This window comes from Nocardiopsis eucommiae, assembly GCF_965344335.1.
Lineage (GTDB): Bacteria > Actinomycetota > Actinomycetes > Streptosporangiales > Streptosporangiaceae > Nocardiopsis > Nocardiopsis eucommiae.
The window spans coordinates 122,393-144,773 of sequence record NZ_CBDRIY010000004.1 but is presented as its reverse complement, the minus strand read 5'-3'; the positions used below and the strand labels follow the sequence as shown (position 1 = coordinate 144,773).

Below are 22,381 nucleotides of genomic sequence, written 5' to 3'. Positions count from 1 at the left end.
CACGAATGCCGCACTGATCAGGGAGGACGGAAATCGTCGCCGCCGCCGTGGAATGGAGACCACCGCGTGTCCACCCGATCCGGAAAACGTTTTACCGACATCTGCGGGAAATTCCGTCACTTCGACGAAGGCGCTGGTCAGGACCGCCCAGGGAAGGGACGAAGCCGCCCGCGACCTCCTTCCGGGACCTAGGGCACCAATCGTTCCCCGTCCGTTGCCCGCCCCGGCCAGAACACCCGTCCACGCCCCGGCCCCGTGTCCGCGGCAGCGCGAGGGACGCCCGGTTCAGCCGGTGACCAGACGGACCGCCGACTCGATCGCCGCACGCTGCCGGGAGAGGTCGGCGCCCTCCGGGAGGCGTGCGCAGGTGAGCCACAGGCCGTCCAGGATGACCATCAGCAGCTCCGCCGCGGCCTCCGGGTCCTGCCCTGACGCGAGCTCGCCCTGGTCCCGCGCGTACTCCAGGGCGGCGCGGAGGTTCGTCCGGGCCTGGGCGTCCAGTTCGGCCAGGACTCCGGCGAAGACCGGATCCACGGCCGCGCGGGCGTAGAAGGCGGCCCAGATCCGCGTCTGGGCCCAGCGCCGCTCGTCGGTGGGCAGCAGGTCCAGGAGCACCAGCCGCAGCCCCTCGGCGACGGTCAGCTTCTCCGGGCCGACCCGGAACCGGCCGAAGCGCGCGGACACCTCCTCGACGGAGGCGCGCAGCGCGAAGTGCAGGAGCTCGTCCTTGGTGGCGAACTCCCGCTGCACCGCCCCCGCGGAGAGTCCGGCCTCGGCGGCGACCACCCGGACGCTGACGCCCTCCAGGCCGTCCCGGGCGGCGATGCGGTGGATCGCCTCGGCGACCCGAGCCCGCCGGGTTTCCCTGTCTACGACCTTAGGCACGGGCTCATTCTGGCACAGGCCCGCCACATCCGATCCCACGTATCGGTACGGCCGTATCGACACGCGCCTCCCCCGCCCCCGCACACCCGCGAGGGGGGCGCTCCCACCCAGGGATTCATGACCGCTCCCGTCCCCGGACACCCGCGAGGGTGTGCGCTCCGCTCCGGAACTCATGTCCGCCATCTCCGGCCCCCGCTCCCCCGCCCCCCACACACGCGGGAGGGGGCGGGGTGCACGTGGCACCCCGCCCCCTCGGCGACGCGGTTCGCGGCCCCGCCCCGGGCTTCACCCCGGCGCGGCACGGCTACGCGGTACGGCTACGGGGCGTCGGCGGTCTCCTTCTCCTCGCCGCCCGCGGCCGGGTTCTCACCCTTGACCGAACGGAGCAGCAGCTGGGAGACGTCGACGACCTCCAGCGACTCCTTGGCCTCGCCCGCCGACTTCTTCTCGTTGATCGCGTCACCGAGCATGACCTGGCAGAACGGGCAGGCGGTGGAGACGGTGTCCGGGTTGGTGGTCAGCGCCTCGTCGACCCGCTCGGTGTTGATGCGCTTGCCGATCCGCTCTTCCATCCACATGCGGGCACCACCGGCGCCACAGCAGAAGCCCCGCTCCTTGTGGCGGTGCATCTCCTGCGTCTTGACGCCGGGCACCTGCGCCATGATGTCGCGGGGCGGCGTGTACACCTTGTTGTGGCGGCCCAGGAAGCACGGGTCGTGGTAGGTGATGTTCTCGTCGATCGAGTTCACCGGGGTGAGCTGCCCCTCCTCGACCAGCTTGGCCAGCAGCTGGCTGTGGTGGATGACCTCGTAGGTCCCACCGAGCTGCGGGTACTCCTTGGCCAGCGTGTTGAAGCAGTGCGGGCAGCTGGCCACGATCTTCGTGACCCCCGCCTCGTTGAGCGTCTCCACGTTCTGTTGGGCCAGCATCTGGAAGACGTACTCCATGCCGAGGCGGCGCGCCGGGTCACCGGTGCAGGCCTCCATGCCTCCCAGGACCGCGAACTTCACGCCCGCGATGTCCAGCAGTTCCGCGATGGCCTTCGTGGTCTTCTTCGCGCGGTCCTCCAGGGCACCGGCGCAGCCGACCCAGAACAGGTACTCCGTGCCCTCGGGGAGCTTGTCCTCGACGACCGGGACCTCGACCGGGTTCTCCTGGGAGGCGAGCTCCTCGATCCAGTCCATGCGCCGGTCCTCGGCCATGCCCCACGGGTTGCCCTTGTTCTCCAGGTTCTTGAGCAGGGTGTTGGCCTCGGACGGGAAGTTGGACTCGACCATGACCTGGTACCGGCGCATGTCCAGGATGTGGTCGATGTGCTCGATGTCGACCGGGCACTGCTCCACGCACGCACCGCAGTTGGTGCAGGACCACAGCTCGTCGGGGTGGATGACGCCACCCTCCTCCTCGGTGCCGACCAGCGGCTTGTTGAGGAGGGCGAGGACGTCGACGCCCGCGTGGCTCTCGTCGGGGGCTTCGGCGAGGGTCTCCTCGGTGATGCCCTTGAGGAGGTACGGGGCCTTCTCGTAGGTGTGCTTCTGGAGGTCGAGGATGACCTTCTTCGGGGAGAGGGGCTTGCCGGTGTTCCAGGCGGGGCACTGGGACTGGCAGCGGCCGCACTCGGTGCAGCTGGTGAAGTCGAGGAGGCCCTTCCAGGTGAAGTCCTCCAGCTTGCCCGCGCCGAACGGGTCCTCGTCCGGGTCGGCCTCCTCGAAGTCGAGGGGCTTGGTGCCGGACTTGTCCATCATCTGCTTGGCGGCGCCGAGGGTCGGGGTGCCGTCGGCGTTGCGCTTGAAGTAGATGTTGAACGGCGCGATGAAGCGGTGCCAACCGATGCCCATGGTGAGCTTGAAGTACAGCACCGCGAAGAACAGGTAGCTGATGATCAGCTTGAACGCGGCGACGAGGGCGATCGCGGGTTCGGCCACGGCGGCGCCGGTCGGCATGACCGCGCCGACGGCGTGGGAGATCGGGGTGGCCCAGACCGGGAAGGGGAAGTCACCGATGGCGACCTTGAGACCGCGGATCACGAAGATCGAGATCAGCAGGGCCCAGAGGTAGGACTCGACGTAGTACGCGGTCCACGTCCTGGAATTGTAGAAGCGGGAGTCCCGGCCCTTGCGCTTCGGCCCGTTGAACAGGCGGTAGATCGTCAGGCCGATGATGCTGACGAGGCTGGCCCCGGCGATGATCTCGATGGCCAGACCGTAGAGGGTCCAGTCGTGGATCAGCGGCAGCTTGAAGTGCGGGTCGAAGACCTCGCCTTGCGCCTCGATCACCGTGAAGACCAGCAGCGGGAAGGAGACCATCACGAACCAGTGGGCCACGCCGACCCACGGCCGCTTGAGCATCCTCGTGTGTCCGAGGATCTCGATGAGCGTCATCGTGAACCGTTGTCCGAACGGTCCCTTCCGCTCCGGCTCCACCGTTCGGCCGACACCCACGGTTCGCACGATCTGGCGAAGGGCCAGACCGAACAAGGTGAACGCGACCACGGCGAAGACCGAGGTGATGACGCCCAGTGTCAAGTACAGAGGATGCATCGTCCGTGGCCTCCCATCCTGCTTCTGTCACCGGTGCGCCACACACCGGTGGTCCCTGTTGATGTTACTAGCGAGTAATAGCACGGCGGCCACCGACCCCGGGTCCGGCCACGCGGCGGCGGGTGCCACCGTAGCCACTCGCGACGCGACTTCCGCCACGCGGGTGCGCCCGAGCCTCCCGAACACACCGCGCACCCCCCATCAAAGCGGACCGGGAGCAGGGCCCGGGCCACCCGACCCCGGAACTCCGCCCCGACCGCGTCGCGACACCCGCAATCGGGCCGCGTCCGCGCCACGGCCCCGAATCCGACACCGGCCGTGTCGCGACACCCGAAACCGGACCGCAGTCGCACCAAGCCCCCGGAACTCCGCCCCGGCCGTGTCGCGACACCCGAAACCGGACCGCGACCCCGCCGCGACCCCTGACTCCCCGCGCCGCCCCGGAGGGCGACCCCGAGACGCCCCCGGGGTCCCTGGTTTCCAGGTCAAGGATGTCCCCGAGTTGTCCCGGGGTTCACCCATTCCCCTCGTGAAATCACCCCTGGTCGGGAACATCCCCGCCGGGCCGCCCGTTGTCAGGGCGTAGGAAGTAACTTGAGTGGGGTCGACTCAACTGACTTGACAGCCCCAACCCGACGAAGCAAACTTACGCCTGAACGACTCAACTTTGACGGAGGAAACAACCATGGCACGTGCGGTCGGAATCGACCTCGGTACGACGAACTCGTGTGTCGCGGTCCTTGAGGGTGGCGAGCCGACGGTCATCACCAACGCCGAGGGCTCCCGCACCACCCCTTCGGTCGTGGCCTTCGCCAAGAACGGTGAGGTGCTCGTCGGCGAGGTGGCCAAGCGTCAGGCCGTCACCAACGTCGACCGGACCATCCGCTCGGTGAAGCGTCACATCGGCACCGACTGGTCGGTGCAGATCGACGACAAGACGTTCAACCCGCAGCAGATCAGCGCCTTCATCCTCCAGAAGCTCAAGCGCGACGCCGAGGCCTACCTGGGCGAGGACGTGACCGACGCGGTCATCACCGTCCCGGCCTACTTCAGCGACTCGCAGCGCCAGGCCACCAAGGAGGCCGGCACGATCGCGGGCCTCAACGTCCTGCGCATCATCAACGAGCCCACCTCGGCCGCGCTCGCCTACCACCTGGAGAAGGAGGACGAGGCGACGATCCTCGTCTACGACCTCGGTGGCGGCACCTTCGACGTCTCCCTCCTGGAGGTCGGTGACGGCGTCGTGGAGGTCAAGGCGACCAACGGCGACAACCACCTCGGTGGCGACGACTGGGACCAGGCGATCGTCGACTGGCTGGTGGAGAAGTTCAAGAACTCCAACGGCGTCGACCTCGCCAAGGACAAGATGGCGCTCCAGCGCCTGCGCGAGGCCGCGGAGAAGGCCAAGATCGAGCTCTCCAGCTCCAGCGAGACGCAGATCAACCTGCCCTACATCACGGCCTCCGCCGAGGGCCCGCTGCACCTGGACGAGAAGCTCACCCGCGCCGAGTTCCAGCGGCTGACCTCCGACCTGGTCGAGCGGACCAAGACCCCGTTCCAGCAGGTCATCAAGGACGCCGGGATCAACCTGGACCAGATCGACCACGTCGTTCTGGTCGGTGGCTCGACCCGTATGCCCGCCATCGCGGAGCTGGTCAAGGAGATGACCGGCGGCCAGGACCCCAACAAGGGCGTCAACCCGGACGAGGTCGTGGCCATCGGTGCCGCGCTCCAGGCCGGTGTGCTCAAGGGCGAGGTCAAGGACGTCCTGCTGCTGGACGTCACCCCGCTCTCCCTGGGCATCGAGACCAAGGGCGGCGTGTTCACCAAGCTCATCGAGCGCAACACGACCATCCCGACCAAGCGCTCCGAGATCTTCACGACGGCCGACGACAACCAGCCGTCCGTGCAGATCCAGGTGTACCAGGGCGAGCGTGACATCGCCCAGTACAACAAGAAGCTGGGCGTCTTCGACCTGACCGGTCTGCCCCCGGCGCCGCGCGGCGTCCCGCAGATCGAGGTCGCCTTCGACATCGACGCCAACGGCATCGTCAGCGTCACCGCGAAGGACCTGGGCACCGGCAAGGAGCAGTCCGTCACCATCTCCGGTGGTTCGGCCATGTCCAAGGACGACATCGACCAGATGGTCCGCGACGCCGAGCAGTACGCCGAGGAGGACCGCAAGCGCCGCGAGGAGGCCGAGGTCCGCAACAACGCCGAGTCCCTCGTCTACCAGACCGAGAAGGTCATCAAGGACAACGAGGACAAGGTCCCGGCGGACGTCCGCTCCGAGACCGAGGCCGCCGTCGCCGAGCTGAAGACCGCTCTGGAGGGCACCGACACCGAGGCCATCCGCTCCGCGAGCGAGAAGGTCGCGCTGGCCAGCCAGAAGATCGGTTCCGCGATCTACAGCCAGGGCCAGCAGGGTGAGGGCGCCGCCCAGCCCGGTTCCGAGAACGCCGACTCCTCCACCGAGGACGCCGACGTGGTCGACGCCGAGATCGTCGACGAGGACAACGGCAAGGGCAACCAGGGTTCCTGAACCGCGACGTGCCGGTGACGGCTGAGGAAGGAGGGAGCGTCGGACATGGCTCCGTCGGACAAGAACAACCCGGAGACGGGTGACGAGGACCAGGGTCCGGTGATCCGCGACAACCGCAGGATCGACCCCGAGACCGGCGAGGTCCGCACGCCCGAGGGCGGGTCGGCCGAGGAGGCCGCGGCCTCCGAGGAGGAGCCCGAGGTCGTGGAGGTCGAGATCGACGACGTCCCCGAGGTTCCGGACACCCCGGAGTCCGTGGTGACCGAGGCGATCAACGCGGACGAGCGGGTCATCGAGCTCACCAACGACATCAAGCGGGTGCAGGCGGAGTACGCCAACTACCGCAAGCGTGTCGAGCGCGACCGCGTGGCCGTCCGCGAGACGGCCACCGCCCAGGTCGTCGGTGAACTCCTGCCGATCCTGGACGACATCGGTCGGGCCCGTGAGCACGAGGAGCTCAACGGCGGGTTCAAGGCGGTGGGTGAGGCCCTGGAGGCCACGGCCACCAAGCTGGGCCTGGAGCGCTACGCCGAGCAGGGCGACGAGTTCGACCCGAACGTCCACGAGGCGCTCACCCTGGTTCCGGTTCCGAACATCTCCGTCCAGACGGTGATCGAGGTGTTCCAGCCTGGGTACCGCATGGGTGAGCGGGTTCTGCGCCCCGCCCGCGTGGTGGTCGGTGAGCCGATGGAGGGCGCGGGGGACGACGAGTCCGCCGACACGTCCTCGGACGCCGACGACTCCACCGCCGAGAAGGGCGAGGACAAGCAGTAGCCCGACCCGGGCCGACGCGACAGCGCAAGGCCCGGGGCGGACGTGACCCGGCCGTGGCCGACGTGAGAACGTCGGTCACGGCTCCGGGTCGCCCCCGGCACCCCAGCGGTACGGGGCCACGTGGAAACATCGGACGCAACCGGCACCAGCGGGAGAAGGCACCAGTCGATGAGCACCAAGGACTACCTGGAGAAGGACTACTACAAGGTCCTGGGAGTCTCAAAGACGGCCTCCAAGGACGAGATCAAGTCGTCCTACCGCAAGCTGGCCCGGGAGAACCACCCGGACGCGAACACCGACGACCCCCGGGCCGAGGACCGCTTCAAGGAGATCTCCGAGGCGTACAACGTCCTCTCGGACGAGAAGCGCCGTAAGGAGTACGACGAGGCGCGCTCCATGTTCGGCGGGTCGTACCGGCCGGGCGGCGCCGGTCCCGGCGGGTTCGACATGAGCGACATCTTCGGTCAGAGCACCGGCGGAGGCGGGGCCGCGGGCGGGGAACGCCTGAGCGACCTCTTCGGCGGACTGTTCGGCAACCGCGGGCGGGGCGGCACCGCCACCCGCAGCAGGCGCGGATCCGACATCGAGACCGAGACCACACTGAGCTTCCGCGAGGCCGCGGACGGGGTGACCCGTTCGTTCCAGCTGAGCAGCGAGGCCCCGTGCCCCACCTGCAAGGGCACGGGAGCGCGCGCCGGCACGGCCCCGCGTATGTGCCCCAAGTGCAGCGGCACCGGGCACGACAGCACCAACCTGGGCGGCTTCTCGCTGTCCGAGCCGTGCAGCGAGTGCAAGGGACGCGGCCTGGTGGTCGACGACCCCTGCCCCACCTGCACCGGCAGTGGACGCGGCAAGAGCACCCGCACCATCCAGACCCGCATTCCGGCCGGGGTCAGCGACGGCCAGCGCATTCGTATCAAGGGCAAGGGCGCTCCAGGCGAGCACGGCGGCCCCAACGGTGACCTCTACGTCGTCGTCCACGTGAAGGGACACCCGGTGTTCGGCAGGAGCGGCGACAACGTCACCATCACGGTTCCGGTGACCTTCCCCGAGGCGGCGCTGGGCGCCGAGGTCCGGGTGCCCACGCTCAGCGGCTTCCCGGTGACCGTGAAGGTGCCGCCGGGTACCCAGAACGGGCACACGCTGCGGGTCCGCGGCAAGGGCGCCACCCGTAAGGACGGCACCGCGGGCAACATGCTCGTCACCTTCGAGGTGGACGTGCCCAGGACGCTCAACGGCGACGCCCGCGAGGCCCTGGAGAAGTTCCGCGCGGCCACCTCCGACTACGACCCGCGCGACGGGCTCGAAGCGCGGGCGAAGGGCGCGTGAACAACGTGAACGATCCTGCCTTCGGCGCCGACGCACCGGTCTACGTGATCTCGGTGGCCGCTGAGCTGGCCGGGATGCATCCGCAGACGCTGCGGCAGTACGACCGGCTCGGGATCGTCTCTCCGGGCCGCACGTCCGGTCGGGGCCGTCGCTACTCCATGCGCGACGTGCGGACGCTGCGCGAGGTGCAGCGCCTGTCGCAGGAGGAGGGCATCAACCTCGCCGGGATCAAGCGGATCCTGGAGTTGCAGCACGAGGTGGAGCAGCTGCGCGAGCAGGCGTTCCACCTGGCCAACGAGCTTGAGGCGGCCCGCCGGGCGGTGTCCCGGCGGGGCCGTCCGGCCCGTCCCGAGGGCGGGCCGGTGCGCGGGGAGCTGGTGCGCCGCACCCGCGTCACGATCTTCAACACCGCCGAGCCCGAGGACCCCGACCAGGGCCGTCAGGGCGGCGGCCAGCCCGGCCCCGGTGGACAGGGGCCGGGGGGCCAGGGCGGTTCCGGTGGTCAGGGGCAGGGCGGCCCGACGGGCGGCCAGGGCTCCGGGGGGCCGGGTGGCCAGGGTGGTCAGGCCGGCGGGCCGGGTGGTCCCGGCGGTCGGACCGGTCGGGACGAGCCCGGCCGGGGCGGTCCGGGCCGGGGCTGACGGACCCGGGGGCCACCGTTCGGGGAACGGTCTCAGGCGCCCTCGCATGATCACTCTGAGTAACAGATTCTGTGGAAGGGGTAACCGGACATGAACTACAAGCTCACGCGGAAGAGCCAGGAGGCCCTGGCCGCCGCGATCCGCGAGGCCACCGCCGACGGCAGCCCGCAGACCGAACCGCTGCACCTGCTGAACGCCCTGCTCGACCAGGCGGAGGGCATCACCCGTCCGCTTCTCAAGGAGGTCGGCGCCAACCCCGACCAGCTCAAGGACAAGGTCGAGGCCGCGATCAGCGCCCTGCCCAAGGCGGCCGGATCGACGGTCAGTTCGCCGTCCTCCTCGCGCCAGCTCATCGTCTCCATCAACACCGCCGCCCAGCGCGCGCAGCAGATGGAGGACGAGTACGTCTCCACGGAGCACCTGCTGGTCGGCCTGGCCACCGACGGCGGTGAGGCGGCCCGGCTGCTCAACGAGGCCGGTGCCGCCCCGGAGACGCTGCTGGAGGCCTTCGAGCGGGTGCGCGGCACCGGGAAGGTCACCTCGGAGAACCCGGAGGACACCTACCAGTCGCTGGAGAAGTTCGGTGTGGACCTCACCGAGCGCGCCCGCGAGGGCAAGGTGGACCCGGTCATCGGCCGGGACGGCGAGATCCGCCGGGTGATCCAGGTCCTGAGCCGACGCACCAAGAACAACCCGGTGCTCATCGGTGAGCCCGGCGTGGGCAAGACCGCCGTGGTCGAGGGGCTGGCCCAGCGCATCGTGGCGGGTGACGTGCCGCAGTCGCTGCTCGGCAAGCGCCTGATCAGCCTCGACCTGTCCGCGATGGTGGCGGGCGCCAAGTACCGGGGCGAGTTCGAGGAGCGGCTGAAGGCGGTGCTCTCGGAGATCAAGGAGTCCGAGGGCCAGGTCATCACGTTCATCGACGAGCTCCACACCATGGTGGGGGCGGGCGCGGCCGAGGGCGCCATGGACGCGGGCAACATGCTCAAGCCGATGCTGGCCCGGGGCGAGCTGCGCATGGTGGGCGCGACCACCCTGAACGAGTACCGGGAGAAGATCGAGAAGGACCCCGCGCTGGAGCGCCGCTTCCAGCAGGTCATGGTGGGCGAGCCGTCGGCCGCCGACACCATCGCGATCCTGCGCGGCCTCAAGGGGCGCTACGAGGCGCACCACAAGGTGCAGATCTCGGACTCCGCCCTGGTGGCCGCCGCGACGCTGTCCGACCGCTACATCACCGCGCGGTTCCTGCCCGACAAGGCGATCGACCTCATCGACGAGGCGGCGTCCCGGCTGCGCATGGAGATCGACTCCAGCCCGGTGGAGATCGACGAGCTGCGCCGCACGGTGGACCGCCTCAAGATGGAGGAGATGGCGCTCGACAAGGAGTCCGACCCCGCGAGTCAGCAGCGGCTGGAGCGGCTGCGCGCCGACCTCGCGGACCGCCAGGAGCACCTCAACGGCCTGGTGGCGCGCTGGGAGCAGGAGAAGGCGGGGCTGAACCGGGTCGGTGACCTCAAGGGCCAGCTGGACGAGATGCGTACGAAGGCGGAGCTGGCCGAGCGCGAGGGCCGCTTCGAGGAGGCGTCACGGCTGATGTACGGGGAGATCCCGCAGCTGGAGAAGCAGGTCGAGGAGGCGTCCAAGGCCGAGGAGAGGGCCGAGGAGACCGCCGGGGACACCATGGTCAAGGACGAGGTGGGCGCCGACGAGATCGCGGACGTCGTCTCCTCCTGGACCGGCATCCCCGTGGGTCGGCTCATGGAGGGGGAGACCTCCAAGCTGCTGCGCATGGAGGACGAGCTGGGGCAGCGGCTGATCGGGCAGAGGGACGCCGTCCAGGCGGTGTCCGACGCGGTGCGCCGCGCCCGCGCGGGGATCTCGGACCCGGACCGTCCCACGGGGTCGTTCCTGTTCCTCGGTCCGACCGGTGTGGGCAAGACCGAGCTGGCCAAGGCGCTGGCCGAGTTCCTGTTCGACGACGAGCGCGCGATCGTGCGCATCGACATGAGCGAGTACTCGGAGAAGCACTCGGTGTCGCGGCTGGTGGGCGCGCCTCCCGGGTACGTGGGTTACGAGGAGGGCGGCCAGCTCACCGAGGCGGTGCGGCGTCGCCCGTACACGGTGGTGCTGCTGGACGAGGTGGAGAAGGCGCACCTGGAGGTGTTCGACACCCTGCTCCAGGTGCTGGACGACGGGCGCCTCACCGACGGCCAGGGCCGTCAGGTGGACTTCCGCAACACGATCCTCATCCTCACCTCCAACCTCGGTTCCCCGTTCCTGGTGGACCAGTCGTTGGAGGAGGCCACGCGCAGGGAACGCGTGATGGACGTCGTGCGGGCCACGTTCAAGCCGGAGTTCCTCAACCGGCTGGACGACGTGATCATGTTCGACGCGCTCTCCACCGAGGACCTGACCCGGATCGTCGACCTCCAGGTGGACAAGCTGGCTCGGCGTCTGGCCGACCGTCAGCTGACCCTGAGCGTCACCCCGGCGGCCCGCGAGTGGTTGGCCCTGACCGGTTACGACCCGAACTACGGTGCCCGGCCACTGCGCCGCCTGGTGCAGTCCAGCATCGGTGACCCGCTCGCCCGTGAGCTGCTCTCGGGTGAGTTGACCGAGGGGGACACCATCCGGGTGGACGTGGACGACTCCCTGGACCGGCTGTCCGTGACGACCGGCGGGGCGGACCAACCGGCCTGAGCGACGGCGAGGGGCCGTACCGGCACCGGTACGGCCCCTCGCCGTGTGTACGGGTTGTCGCCGTGCCGGTTCAGAGGATCAGGAGGATGCCCAGCCCGCTCAGCACGAGGCCGATGACGATCGCCGTCCAGGCGTAGCCGGTGAAGCGGGCCCGCTCCTCCTCGTCCTCCTTGCCCATGGCCACCGCCGCGAAGGCGATACCGACGACGCCGCCGATCAGGTTGCAGCACACGAGCGTGAGGATGGCGACGGCGAGGGCGGTTCCGGGACTGCTCTCGCCGGAGGACGTGTAGGCCATGGGGGCTCCAGGGTCGGGGGGATGTCACCCCGTGGGATGCCCTCCGGGGCTCGGTGGTTTGCGCGGTTCGACCACCTCCTCGCGAGAATCGGACACGGACAACATCGGCCCCTTCGTTCGAGCGCTGTCCCCGAAACACATCACCCATCAGGCCGAATAGGGCATGGCCGGTATTCACTCCTGCCCGCCCCGATCAGGGCCGAGCACGAGAACTCAGCGCAGCGGTTTCAGAAGTCTGAACTCGTTTCCCGAAGGGTCGGCCAGCAGGTGCCAGGGGGCCTCGTCCTCGGTTTCCACACGAACCGCGCCCGCGTGCACCAACAGTTCCAGGGCGTCGGTCTCGCGTTCGTGCTCTTCGAGACGCAGGGCCGGGCCCATGAGGTTCGGTTCGTTCGCGGGCTTGGGTCCGAGCTCGTCGCAGAACGCCAGGCGGATGCCGAGGCCGTGCGGGGGCCGCAGCTCCGGGTGGCCCTTCTCGGTGGGTGTCCAGCCGGTGATCCGCGCCCAGAAGTCCCGGTCGGCCCGAGGGCGCGCGGAGTCCACGGGCAGTGATCCCAGTCCGGGTCCGGCCTCCTCGTAGCGATCGCCGGGCATCACACAGAAGAGGTTTCCCTCGACGTCGGCCAGCACCTCCCACGGCACGTCGCCCTGCCCCACGTCGCGGGGGGAGGCGCCCAGTGAGCACAGGGTTCGGGCCCAGGAGCGGTGGTCGCTCCCGCCGCTGAGGTCGAGGTGCAGCCGCGTGATGGCCGGTTCCGACCGAGAGGTGGAGGGGGCCGGGATGAGGCGTAGCGGCACGCCCGGAGTCGCGAGCAGCAGCCCGGCGGGCTCTCCCCGCACGATCGGCACCCTCAGGGCCTCCGACCAGAAGCGGGCCAGGGTGGGGGGATCGTCGGCTTGGAGGGTGATCGAGTCCACGAGCATGGCGTGGAGGGTAGCGCGGGGGTACGACGCTCGGAGATGGCTTCCTTCTCCGTGTGCCTTCCGGCTGTGTCCAGGGTGGCTGACGAGGTTCGGGCCGTGGCCTTCCTCGCCGGGTGGAAGCCACGGCCCGCGCTACCTGCTGCGGACTCTCGTGGAAACGGGACTCCGTCGCCTGACGCCCTTCGGGGCGTCGACCGCCCCATGGGCGAAGTCCACGGACCGGGTTGGTCCGATCCGCCTTCCTCGTGGCGGGTGGAAGGGCCTAGGAGCGCGGCAGCACGCCCAGGAGCATCGAAGTGAAGGCGACGCGTAGAGCATCACGCAGTTCCATGTGGAGCGCACCGAGGGCAGGTTCGTCCGCATAGGCGGCGAGAAGGCTGGGCGACGGTGGGGTGTAGGACGCTAGGGCGCCCGCCGAGATGAGGCTCGTCAGGCAGAACAGTTGAGCGTCGTCGCCGAGCTCGGGCACGTGGCGGCGCACGAGCTCGGACATGGTCGCGAGCCTGGCGAGGGAGGATCGCTTGTGCCGCTTGACCACCTCGACCGAGACGTTGTGCTCCAGGACGCCGCCCTGCGCACCGAAGAGGTCGCACAGCACCCCCCGGTTCGCCAGCGACCGGCTGAGGACCTCGGCCAGCTGGGCCGCCCGCAGTTCTGGTGCCGCGTGTGCCTCGATGCCCGCGGCCAGCTCCTCCGCCAGCGCGGCGAGCCAGTCACCCAGGAAATCGTCCAGCAGTTCGAGCAGTACGGCCTCACGCGAGTCGAAGTACCGCAGGACGTTCGACTTGGCCAGACCCACCCGTCGGCTGAGCTCGTTGAGGCTCACCTCGGCCACGGGCATCTCGTCGAGCATCGCCGCCGCCGTGTCCAGGATCGCTCGGCGGCGGATCTGGCGTTGCTCCTCGCTTCGCGCCCGCTGGAATGTCATGTCCTCAACCTAGCTTGAAGACCGCCGGTCTCTTGACATCAGACCACCGGTTCTTTAAGTTGGTCTCAATAATAGACCTCCAGTCTTTTAGGAGCGCGCCATGAGCGGCGACTGGACCGAGGAACACGTCCCCGATCAGCACGGCCGGGTGGCGATCGTGACCGGAGCCAACACCGGGCTGGGTTTCGAGACCGCTCGGATGCTCGCCGAGCACGGGGCGGCTGTGGTCCTGGCCGTCCGAGACGTCGAGAAGGGCAGACAGGCAGCCTCTCGCATCACCGGCGACGTCACCGTCCAGGCCCTCGACCTGGCCTCCCTGGACTCGATCCGCTCCGCCGCGGTCGACCTGCGCGCCAACCATCCGCGCATCGACCTTCTGATCAACAACGCCGGCGTGATGTACACCCCGAAGCAGACCACCGCCGACGGCTTCGAGCTGCAGTTCGGCACCAATCACCTCGGCCACTTCGCCCTCACCGGACTGCTGCTGGACCGGCTCCTGCCTGTTCCCGGGTCCCGCGTCGTGACGGTCAGCAGCACCGGCCACCGCATCCGCGCCGCCATCCACTTCGACGACCTGCAGTGGGAGAACTCGTACAGCCGGGTCGGCGCCTATGGCCAGGCCAAACTCGCCAACCTGATGTTCACGTACGAGTTGCAGCGCCGGATCGAACGGCACGGCACCACGATCGCGGTGGCCGCCCACCCCGGCATGTCCAACACCGAGCTCCTGCGCAACACACCCGCCGCACTTCGGCTGCCCGTCACCTGGTTGGCGCCGGTGCTCACCCAGAGGCCAGAGATGGGCGCCCTGCCCACACTGCGGGCCGCCACCGACCCGGACGTGCTCGGCGGGCAGTACTACGGTCCCGGCAACCGGGGCGAGATCCGGGGGTACCCCAAGCTGGTCACCTCCAGCCCCGACTCCCACGACCAGGCCACCCAACAACGTCTGTGGACCGTCTCGGAGGAGCTCACCGGAGTGACGTTCCCCGCTGGGTGAAACGGTGGTTCCACACGGGAGGGGTCTCAACCCTCCATAGCGCCAGATATGAAGGGTTGACTGCGCCCCTCATCCGCGCCCCACGGGGATGGTCTCCCCCGTGTCACCGGCCGGGCGGGGCCAGTTCCTCCAAGAGCTCCTCCACCAGGACGCGGACGCGGTCACGGATCGGCCGCACCGCCTCCACGCCCTGTCCCGCCGGGTCGGGCAGGCTCCAGTCCAGGTAGCGCTTGCCCGGGAAGAACGGACACGCGTCTCCGCAGCCCATGGTGATCACCACGTCCGAAGCGCGGACCGCGTCCGTGGTGAGGACCTTCGGCACGTTGGCGGCGATGTCGACGCCGACCTCGGCCATGGCCCGCACGACGGCGGGGTTGACGGTGTCGGCGGGGGCCGAACCGGCCGACCGCACCCGCACCCTCCCCGCGCCCAGGTGCTGGAGGAAGGCGGCGGCCATCTGGGAGCGTCCGGCGTTGTGCACGCACACGAACAGCACCTGCGGGATCTCAGCGCCGGACACCGCGCACCTCCTCGTGGGGGAAGAACCGTCGCGACCACAGCGCGACGTGGACCAGGGCGATCAGGACGGGCACCTCGATGAGGGGCCCCACCACCCCGGCCAGGGCCTGCCCCGAGGCGGCCCCGAAGGAGGCGATGGCCACGGCGATCGCCAGCTCGAAGTTGTTGCCCGCCGCCGTGAAGGCCAGCGTGACCGATCGGGGGTGGGTGAAGCCCAGCAGGCGCCCCAGGATCAGGGTCCCGGCCCACATGAGCACGAAGTACACGAGCAGCGGGGCCGCGATACGGACCACGTCCCAGGGCTGGGAGGTGATCGCCTCGCCTTGGAGGGCGAACAGCGCCACGATGGTGAACAGGAGCCCGTACAGCCCCCACGGGCCCAGCTTCGGGAGCAGCCGGTTCTCGTACCAGTCGCGGCCGCGCGCCCGCTCGCCCAGGCGGCGGGTGAGGTATCCGGCGAGGAGCGGAACGCCGAGGAAGACCAGGACGGAGACGGAGATGTCGACGAAGGACACCTCAAGCACGGCCTGTTCCCAGCCCAGCCACCCCGGCAGGGCCACCAGGTAGAACCAGCCCAGCGCGCCGAAGGCGACCACCTGGAACACGGAGTTGAGCGCGACCAGGACGGCGGCGGCCTCGCGGTCGCCGCAGGCGAGGTCGTTCCAGATGATGACCATCGCGATGCAGCGGGCGAGTCCGACGATGATCAGGCCGGTGCGGTACTCGGGGAGGTCGGCCAGGAACAGCCAGGCCAGGGCGAACATCACCGCCGGACCGACGATCCAGTTCAGCGCCAACGAGGTGACGAGCAGGCGCCGGTCGCCGGTGACCGTTCCCAGGCGGTCGTAGCGGACCTTGGCCAGCGGCGGGTACATCATCACCAGCAGTCCGAGGGCGATGGGCACCGACACCCCGGCCACGCCCATCCCGGCCAGGGCCTGCCCCAGACCGGGGACCGTTCTGCCCAGGGCCAGGCCCGCGGCCATGGCGATCAGGATCCACACCGTCAGGTAGCGGTCCAGGACCGGTAGGCGCACCACACCCGTCTCGGTGCTCGGCTGGACGGGGGCGCTCACGCTCCGGCCGCCGTCGTGGTGCGGCGGGTGAGGACCGCGGCCAGGCGGTCGGTGGCGGCGGGCACGAGCCGGTAGTAGACCCAGGTGCCGCGCCGCTCGGCGGTGATGAGTCCGGCCTCGCGCAGCAGTTTGAGGTGGTGGGAGATGGTGGGCTGGGAGAGGTCGAAGGCGGGCGTCAGGTCGCACACGCACACCTCGCCGCCGTCCGGGGTGGCGATCATCGACAGCAGTCGGAGCCGCACGGGGTCACCGAGGGCCTTGAAGACCCTGGCGAGTTCCGAAGCCTCGCCCTCGTCCAGCGGGGTGGTCAGCAGGCCGGGGCAGCAGTCCGCGACCGTGCCTGGGACCGAAGCGGGAGCATCGGCCGTGCGCTCTTGATTCGACATGCGTCTATGTTGACAAACTTCGAAACAACCCGCAACCTTGCATCGACGGAGTTCGATACAAGGCCTGTGGAGGTCCCCCGTGTCCCGTGTGCAGCTCGCCCTCAACGTCGCCGACCTCGAAGCATCGGTGGTCTTCTACACGCAGCTCTTCGGCGTCGAACCCGCCAAGCGCCGCCCCGGGTATGCCAACTTCGCCGTCTCCGAGCCCCCGCTCAAGCTGGTCCTCATCGAAGGCGAGCCCGGACAGGAGACCCGACTGGACCACCTGGGGGTGGAGGTCGAGGACTCGGCGCGGGTCGACGCCGCCACCGACCGCCTCAAGGAAGCGGGCCTGGCCACGTTCGAGGAGAACGACACGTCGTGCTGCTACGCGGTCCAGGACAAGGTCTGGGTGCACGGCCCCGGCAGGGAGCCGTGGGAGGTGTACGTGGTGAAGGCCGACAGTGACCAGCGCGGCAGGGCCGAGGACGTCCCGAACCCGGCCCAGTCCGCCCAGAGCCCGGTTCCGAGCCCGGCGTCGGGGTCGGGGTGCTGCGGCGGCTGAGCACTGGCGTTGGTTCACGCCCGTTGGTGATCACGCTGACGCGTGAGAGGGAGAGGGTCCGCGCGTCCAGCGGAGCGGACCCTCTCACCAGAGAGCGCGAATTCATGGAGCTCACCGCTGCGGGGTGGTGGGGCCCGGCGACTTCGCCGCCGGGCCCCAGTATTGGTTCAGGTCAGGAAGCTGATGGGGTGGGTGAGGTTCTGGCCCATGACCTCCAGGGCATTGAGGCCCAGGAGGAGGGTGGAGCTGATGGCGGTGGCTGGCCATGCCCACCAGGGGCGGGGAGCGCGGTGGCGGCCCCGGGGAAGAGCGGGTTCCGGCTCTGCGTGGGAAGCGGCCTCCGCCAGTTGGGCCTGCCTAGCCTTCTCTTCACGGTGGTGGCGGGCCACCGTGACCCAGTTCGGGAGGGGCCCGTGTTCCAGCATGTACGCCACCCGGGGGTTGTCGCCCATCTGACGGAGCAGGCGTTCTTGCCGGTCTTGGTGGGTTTCGGTCCAGGCGGACGCTGATTCCAGGGCCGGAACGGCGAGTTGGGGTGGGCGGGTGTTCGTGCGGGGGAAGCGGTGGCCTCGGGGTGCGGTCAGGACCGACCTGATCTCCGCGCTGACCTGGTGGCGCGTCATCGGGCACCACCACAGGTGTCCCCACCAGCGGCGGTGAGGGCGAGGTGGGTGAACTCGGCCCAGATCACGGTGCCCAGCCCGGCGCAGAACGGGAAGTCCAGTACCGGCCGGAACCCCCACCGGGTAGTGAGGTGGTCGAGTAGAAGCAGGCCGCGTCCGCGTTCGGCGCGCTCCTGCTGGCGCCTGGTGCGCCTACGCGGGACCTTTGGAGAGGTGTGGGCGGCAGCGTCGGTGCGGGCGCCGTCGTCGATGATCGAGATCCGCACCGTTCCCGGCCGGGGCAGGTCCAGGGTGCGGACCACCCTGCCGTCGGGGTCCTGCCCGGAGCGGGAGTGCTCACAGGCGTTGGCGAACATCTCGCTCAGACACAACACCATCTCCTCCCGCACCTCGACCGGAAGACGGGTCATCCGCTCCAGGTCGCAGGTGAGGTCGGTGCGTACCTGGCTGGTCTGGGAGAGCTGGCCCGGGTAGACGCGGCACTCCCACCGAGACTCGTTCTCGGGCGGGCTGTTCGTGTGGTCCAGGGCAGGGGTGTGCGGCACAATAGCCATGTCGGCAATCTCTTTCTCTTCAACGGGGTTGGGGTGTCGGCCTGCTCTGGGGGTGTTGACGCACCCGCCAGAGCTTTTTCGTAGAACGGCTTCGGGGCTCAGGCAGCGGGCGGAGGTTCCGGATCACTCCTGAGAACACCCAGATGCCGGTGAGCGAGCAACCGCAACAACTCGATGCGATCGGGTGCGGTAATCCGCTCATAGGGGTCGCCCTCACCCGTCCACCCGAGGGGGCGTCGAGCCACGTAGACCTCGCCAGGTGCCGTGCCCTCCACCGTCATCGACCAGTGCTTGTAGAGCAGGGCACAGAGCACATGCTCCGGAACCGGCAGTGACTCTGCGTGGGGGTTGTTCGGCTTCGTGACCGTCCCCGCTACGGGCCTGTTGCCCGGTACCCGGGTGGGTGCGGGGTGATCATGGATCGCCTGGTCAATCAACCGCATCGCCCGTTCCGCGTCGCTCACTTCTCGAGCGATCCGCAGAGCCCCCAGGACCAGGGGGAGGCGGTTGCGCAGGGTGTGGTTGTGCCACACATCCACCTGCGCCGGGGTCAGATGAGTCGGGGCGGTCAGGGCGTCCTCGGCCACAGCCAGCAGGTCCCGGGTGTCCACGTCCAACATCAGCACTCCACCTCGTCCTCTGCGATGTTGATCTGCGTCCACGGGTTGTGGCTGAGGTCGTAGGAGAGGTGGAACCAGACCTGCCGGAACTTCGGGTTGCCGTTGTCTCCCCACCGATCCGCCAACGCGTTGACCAACCCCAACCCGATCCCCGGGCCGCTGCCCAGACCCGCGTCAGGCTGAAGCGCGGCGAGAGCGGGCGCAGTGAGCGGGCCGGAAGCCATGGGGCGCAGGGTGCCCTGGTCCTGGCAGGTCAACGTCATCCCCGTGGCACCCCGATCCACGGTGAGTGAGTAGGTCTGGCCGTTCTCACTCGACAGCGAGTGGGCGATGGCGTTGTTGGCCAGCTCCGAGCCGAGCAGCGTGAACAAGTACCGGTAGTCCTTGCTGCGTTCGGCTGCGCTGGTGTCCAGGAACGCCCGGACCAGGGGCATCAGGCCCGGGAGACCGGCGAAGGCGTACTTGCGCTTACGGAACGGGGTGCCCACAGTCCGGGAGAAGTAGTGGGCGTGGAACGGCTTGATGAAGCTCGCCAGGGGGACCGTCGCCTCGCGGTGGGTCAGTTCGGGGGAGAACACGCTCACGAGGCCACCGCCAACCGCCGCAGCCCGGCCAGGACGACCTCCAGGACCTGCAAGGGGACGGAATCGATCGGCCTCCTGGGCGCAGGGATCAACGGACGACGAGAGCAAGACGTGGTGGTGCGGCGGGGAGGGTTGGCGGCGAAGGCACGCACACGCGCAGCCTGCCGGGGACGACGGCGATGGAACGCCACGGACGCGAGATGGCACACACATGCCAGCGCGGAGAGCTTCAGGGATCGGGGCGCCATGGACGCACACCTCCAAGGGGGCGCTGCCTGGAACGGGACAGCGGGAACGAGTACATCCCCCATACTGAACCATAGAAATCTAGGATTCAAGCGCTATGCCATAGAGCTCTATCCATAGATTGCTAAATGTCCGTTTTCTCGCTCCGGGAGTTACCATCAGCACCACGAAGAAGCAGCGCACACGCACCAGGAAGGCCACGGTGGCAGCGAGTCCTACGATCCGGAGGCGTCAGCTTTCCGCCATCCTTCGGAGGATGCGCAAGAACGCTGGACTCTCCTTGGAGGAAGCCGCTCAAAGGGTCGAGTGGTCCCGCGCCAAACTTGGGCACATCGAGACAGGCGAACGCAAGAAGCCCTCGGTCGTTGAGATCAAGGCACTGCTTGATGAGTACGACATCGACCGCGAGGACGCACAGTACGAAGCCGTGCTCACCTTGGTCCGAAATGCGCAGCAACGCGGCTGGTGGACACGTTACGACGACATCCTCACCGGCTCCTACGTGGAGCTGGAGTCCGAGGCCACGAGCATCGCGAACTACGAGGCCTTCGGAATCCCCGGCTTGCTCCAGACCCCTGGTTTGGCTCGTCTCATGCAACGGGCACGGCTCTGGCGTGATCCGGAGGACATCCAGCGCGCCGTCGACGCAAGGATGCGGAGGCAACAGGTCCTCACAGGCGACTCACCGACCCAGTTGTGGGCTGTCATCGAGGAGCACGCTCTCCAACGTCTCGCCGGGGCACCAGAGGTGATGCGAGAGCAGATAGAGCACCTGGTCGACCTTGCTGATTCCTCCAGTCACGTGACTATTCAGGTGCTGCCCACAGACGCAGGGGTGCATGCTGGCGTTGCTGGCCCATTCGTGATCATGGACTTCGCCGAACCGGCTGGGCCCATCGTGTATCTGGAGACCTACACGGACGGGATCTACCTGGAACGTGAAGCCGAGATCACCCAGTACCGCAGGCTATGGGACCACATCCGCACGTCCGCACTGGATGAGGAGCGGACGATTCCGTACCTGAAGAAGATGATCACCCGATAGGAAGAGCCGATGTACTCGTTCTCTACTGAGGCCTCCTGGCGCACTTCGTCCTACACGCAGCAGCAGAACTGCGTTGAGGTCGCTGACACGCCAGGGCTGTCTGCTGTCCGAGACACCAAGAATCGCCAGCAGGGTCACCTGGCGTTCGCCTCACCAGAGTGGCGCGCCTTTGTTGCGGGAGTTCGACAGAGCTGACCTCAGCAGAACGTAGGCCCCCAGGTTTCACCTGGGGGCCTACGTGTACTCGTTCCAAGGCCACCCTGTCCAGAACAGGCGATCCGGAAGCAGGAGCTTAGGTGTCCGCTGCCGATCAGATTCGGGACGCCTTCCTCTGCACACGGGGTGTAGAGCGGGCAGAACCGTGCATGACTCGTCAGCGCCCTCACCCCCAGCGGAGGTCCCCATGATGCACCCCCACACCGCCGAACTCACCTTCCACAAGTCCAGCTACAGCGCGAACGAGTCCGCTTGCGTCGAGGTCGCCCGCTACCGCAAGTCCAGCTACAGCGCGAACCAGAACGACTGTGTCGAGGTCGCGGACCTACCCACCGACGCTGCGGTCCGTGACACCCAGAACAGGGAACGTGGCCACCTGGCGTTCGCGTCGCCCGAGTGGCGCGCGTTCCTCGCCGGAGTTCGACTCAACTGACCCGAGGCTTTCCGCAGGACCCCGGATCTCACCTGGGGGCCTGCGTGAACTCCTCCCTGCCACGCCCCAACCCGAAGGGCTGCTTCCAGGAACCTCACAACCCCGGAACCCGGGCCTCGACCTCGGGGTCCAGGCCCACCCTGGGACGGGCTCGCAGCCACAGCCGACGGCGGCCCGCTCGTGCTCCCGTGGCCTGGTGCGGTCCAGCATCGACGCCCCGCTCACCCGCGAGTTTCCGTCCGGTGAGCCGACCGAGGGGGCTTCCCTCCGGGCGGACGTGGACGACGACCGGGAGCGGCTCACCTTGACCACCCGTCACGCGGACGAACCGGACCCGGAGGCCTGACCGGATCCGGCCAGGGGGAACCGAAGAGGAGAACATCACCGCAGGTGGGGGCCGTGTCCGAGGGGACACGGCCCCCACTCGTACGCCATCCGAAGCCGGAGGAAAGCGGGTTCGAAGTCGGCTCGAAGCCGCGGCTGCCACCATCCCTCCCGAGCCCGTTCGTCGCGGGCTCGGGAACACAAGGAGCGAACACCCACATGATCAAGAACCTCCGGTCGGTCATGCTGCTCTCGGCGGCCCTCACGCTGGGGTCCGCGGCCATGGCGACGCCAGCCACCGCCGCAGACTCCCCCATCGTGGCCTACAACGGCGTCTGCGGCAGCGGCTACAACGTTGTCAACCACGCCAACATCGGCAACAAGGGCACCGTCTTCCTGACCTACAACTCCTCCAACGGCAACAACTGCGCCGTCACCGTGCGCAAGGGGTCGGGCTCGGCCATTCAGATGGTCGTCGGACTGAAGCGGACCAGCGACTCCCCGAGCCAGGCCGTCCAGGACGAGGGCAACTACACCAGCTACGCCGGACCGGTCTACCGCCAGGCAGCCGGGCAGTGCGTCGACTGGTACGGGAACATCACCGGCACCAACGTGAACCGCAACGGCACCAACTGCGGCTGATCCAC

Annotated in this window: 23 protein-coding genes and 1 pseudogene; 12 read left to right on the top strand and 12 right to left on the bottom strand. The window is 68.8% G+C overall.

The window, feature by feature from the left end:
• Positions 1 to 285 precede the first annotated feature (285 nt).
• Together ACRWK8_RS04100 and ACRWK8_RS04095 are read right to left on the bottom strand one after the other, a co-directional pair.
• A complete protein-coding gene (locus tag ACRWK8_RS04100; RefSeq protein WP_378738150.1) occupies positions 286 to 885 on the bottom strand; it encodes a TetR/AcrR family transcriptional regulator in 600 nt (199 codons plus the stop codon).
• Positions 886 to 1,202: 317 nt separating this feature from the next.
• The gene (locus ACRWK8_RS04095; protein WP_378738152.1) at positions 1,203 to 3,425 is read right to left on the bottom strand and encodes a (Fe-S)-binding protein; all 2,223 of its coding nucleotides are present in this window, start codon (positions 3,423 to 3,425) and stop codon (positions 1,203 to 1,205) included.
• Positions 3,426 to 4,110: 685 nt separating this feature from the next.
• On the opposite strand from ACRWK8_RS04095, the gene dnaK reads away from it, so the two are divergent.
• From dnaK to clpB, 5 genes and pseudogenes are all read left to right on the top strand, one after another.
• Entirely contained in the window at positions 4,111 to 5,967 is a 1,857-nt protein-coding gene (gene dnaK, locus ACRWK8_RS04090) for a molecular chaperone DnaK (protein ID WP_378738154.1), read from the top strand.
• A 45-nt stretch (positions 5,968 to 6,012) separates the two neighbouring features.
• Positions 6,013 to 6,741, top strand: a complete 729-nt coding sequence (gene grpE, locus ACRWK8_RS04085; RefSeq protein ID WP_378738156.1) for a nucleotide exchange factor GrpE — start codon at positions 6,013 to 6,015, stop codon at positions 6,739 to 6,741.
• Positions 6,742 to 6,909: 168 nt separating this feature from the next.
• Positions 6,910 to 8,070: a molecular chaperone DnaJ gene (dnaJ, locus tag ACRWK8_RS04080; RefSeq protein ID WP_378738158.1), complete on the top strand. Its 1,161-nt coding sequence runs from the start codon at positions 6,910 to 6,912 to the stop codon at positions 8,068 to 8,070.
• Positions 8,067 to 8,564, top strand: a pseudogene (locus ACRWK8_RS04075) (heat shock protein transcriptional repressor HspR); the annotation flags it as partial. The gene dnaJ and the pseudogene ACRWK8_RS04075, both read left to right, overlap by 4 nt.
• 237 nt (positions 8,565 to 8,801) lie before the next feature.
• A complete protein-coding gene (clpB, locus tag ACRWK8_RS04070; protein WP_431868432.1) occupies positions 8,802 to 11,411 on the top strand; it encodes an ATP-dependent chaperone ClpB in 2,610 nt (869 codons plus the stop codon).
• Positions 11,412 to 11,481: 70 nt separating this feature from the next.
• Here the strand turns inward: clpB and ACRWK8_RS04065 are convergent, their stop codons facing one another.
• The 3 genes from ACRWK8_RS04065 to ACRWK8_RS04055 form a co-directional block, all read right to left on the bottom strand.
• Positions 11,482 to 11,709: a hypothetical protein gene (locus tag ACRWK8_RS04065; RefSeq protein ID WP_017544280.1), complete on the bottom strand. Its 228-nt coding sequence runs from the start codon at positions 11,707 to 11,709 to the stop codon at positions 11,482 to 11,484.
• Between the two features lie 213 nt (positions 11,710 to 11,922).
• Positions 11,923 to 12,633 carry a VOC family protein gene (locus tag ACRWK8_RS04060; protein ID WP_431868430.1) on the bottom strand — a complete coding sequence of 237 codons (711 nt, stop codon included), beginning with the start codon at positions 12,631 to 12,633 and terminating at the stop codon, positions 11,923 to 11,925.
• A 262-nt stretch (positions 12,634 to 12,895) separates the two neighbouring features.
• On the bottom strand, positions 12,896 to 13,561 hold the full coding sequence (locus ACRWK8_RS04055) for a TetR/AcrR family transcriptional regulator (protein WP_431868428.1): 666 nt from the start codon (positions 13,559 to 13,561) through the stop codon (positions 12,896 to 12,898).
• 100 nt (positions 13,562 to 13,661) lie between these two features.
• Here ACRWK8_RS04055 and ACRWK8_RS04050 point away from each other — a divergent pair, with 100 nt between their 5' ends.
• Positions 13,662 to 14,564 (top strand): SDR family NAD(P)-dependent oxidoreductase, encoded by a 903-nt coding sequence (locus tag ACRWK8_RS04050; protein WP_378738166.1) that lies wholly within the window; start codon positions 13,662 to 13,664, stop codon positions 14,562 to 14,564.
• Between the two features lie 103 nt (positions 14,565 to 14,667).
• Here the strand turns inward: ACRWK8_RS04050 and ACRWK8_RS04045 are convergent, their stop codons facing one another.
• From ACRWK8_RS04045 to ACRWK8_RS04035, 3 genes are read right to left on the bottom strand one after another with little or no spacing between them, the layout of a single operon-like run.
• Entirely contained in the window at positions 14,668 to 15,084 is a 417-nt protein-coding gene (locus ACRWK8_RS04045) for an arsenate reductase ArsC (protein WP_431868427.1), read from the bottom strand.
• The gene (gene arsB / locus ACRWK8_RS04040; RefSeq protein ID WP_431868426.1) at positions 15,071 to 16,159 is read right to left on the bottom strand and encodes an ACR3 family arsenite efflux transporter; all 1,089 of its coding nucleotides are present in this window, start codon (positions 16,157 to 16,159) and stop codon (positions 15,071 to 15,073) included. Before arsB ends, ACRWK8_RS04045 begins: the two co-directional genes overlap by 14 nt.
• Positions 16,156 to 16,545: an ArsR/SmtB family transcription factor gene (locus ACRWK8_RS04035; RefSeq protein ID WP_431868424.1), complete on the bottom strand. Its 390-nt coding sequence runs from the start codon at positions 16,543 to 16,545 to the stop codon at positions 16,156 to 16,158. Before ACRWK8_RS04035 ends, arsB begins: the two co-directional genes overlap by 4 nt.
• 79 nt (positions 16,546 to 16,624) lie before the next feature.
• Here ACRWK8_RS04035 and ACRWK8_RS04030 point away from each other — a divergent pair, with 79 nt between their 5' ends.
• Positions 16,625 to 17,089 carry an ArsI/CadI family heavy metal resistance metalloenzyme gene (locus ACRWK8_RS04030; RefSeq protein WP_431868422.1) on the top strand — a complete coding sequence of 155 codons (465 nt, stop codon included), beginning with the start codon at positions 16,625 to 16,627 and terminating at the stop codon, positions 17,087 to 17,089.
• Positions 17,090 to 17,256: 167 nt separating this feature from the next.
• Here the strand turns inward: ACRWK8_RS04030 and ACRWK8_RS04025 are convergent, their stop codons facing one another.
• From ACRWK8_RS04025 to ACRWK8_RS04010, 4 genes are all read right to left on the bottom strand, one after another.
• Positions 17,257 to 17,712, bottom strand: coding sequence for a hypothetical protein (locus ACRWK8_RS04025; RefSeq protein ID WP_431868420.1), 456 nt, complete (start codon positions 17,710 to 17,712; stop codon positions 17,257 to 17,259).
• Positions 17,709 to 18,266, bottom strand: coding sequence for an ATP-binding protein (locus ACRWK8_RS04020; protein WP_431868418.1), 558 nt, complete (start codon positions 18,264 to 18,266; stop codon positions 17,709 to 17,711). Before ACRWK8_RS04020 ends, ACRWK8_RS04025 begins: the two co-directional genes overlap by 4 nt.
• Before the next feature lie 98 nt (positions 18,267 to 18,364).
• The gene (locus ACRWK8_RS04015; RefSeq protein WP_431868416.1) at positions 18,365 to 18,886 is read right to left on the bottom strand and encodes a hypothetical protein; all 522 of its coding nucleotides are present in this window, start codon (positions 18,884 to 18,886) and stop codon (positions 18,365 to 18,367) included.
• A complete protein-coding gene (locus ACRWK8_RS04010; protein WP_431868414.1) occupies positions 18,886 to 19,470 on the bottom strand; it encodes an ATP-binding protein in 585 nt (194 codons plus the stop codon). Before ACRWK8_RS04010 ends, ACRWK8_RS04015 begins: the two co-directional genes overlap by 1 nt.
• Positions 19,471 to 19,918: 448 nt before the next feature.
• On the opposite strand from ACRWK8_RS04010, the gene ACRWK8_RS04005 reads away from it, so the two are divergent.
• The 5 genes from ACRWK8_RS04005 to ACRWK8_RS03985 all read left to right on the top strand — a co-directional run bounded on the left by ACRWK8_RS04005 (position 19,919) and on the right by ACRWK8_RS03985 (position 22,376).
• A complete protein-coding gene (locus ACRWK8_RS04005) occupies positions 19,919 to 20,761 on the top strand; it encodes a helix-turn-helix domain-containing protein (protein ID WP_431868412.1) in 843 nt (280 codons plus the stop codon).
• Between the two features lie 9 nt (positions 20,762 to 20,770).
• A complete protein-coding gene (locus ACRWK8_RS04000; protein ID WP_431868410.1) occupies positions 20,771 to 20,956 on the top strand; it encodes a DUF397 domain-containing protein in 186 nt (61 codons plus the stop codon).
• A 211-nt stretch (positions 20,957 to 21,167) separates the two neighbouring features.
• On the top strand, positions 21,168 to 21,410 hold the full coding sequence (locus tag ACRWK8_RS03995; protein WP_431868474.1) for a DUF397 domain-containing protein: 243 nt from the start codon (positions 21,168 to 21,170) through the stop codon (positions 21,408 to 21,410).
• A 196-nt stretch (positions 21,411 to 21,606) separates the two neighbouring features.
• Positions 21,607 to 21,756: a hypothetical protein gene (locus tag ACRWK8_RS03990; protein ID WP_431868408.1), complete on the top strand. Its 150-nt coding sequence runs from the start codon at positions 21,607 to 21,609 to the stop codon at positions 21,754 to 21,756.
• A gap of 197 nt (positions 21,757 to 21,953) precedes the next feature.
• The gene (locus ACRWK8_RS03985; protein ID WP_017544296.1) at positions 21,954 to 22,376 is read left to right on the top strand and encodes a hypothetical protein; all 423 of its coding nucleotides are present in this window, start codon (positions 21,954 to 21,956) and stop codon (positions 22,374 to 22,376) included.
• Positions 22,377 to 22,381 lie beyond the last annotated feature (5 nt).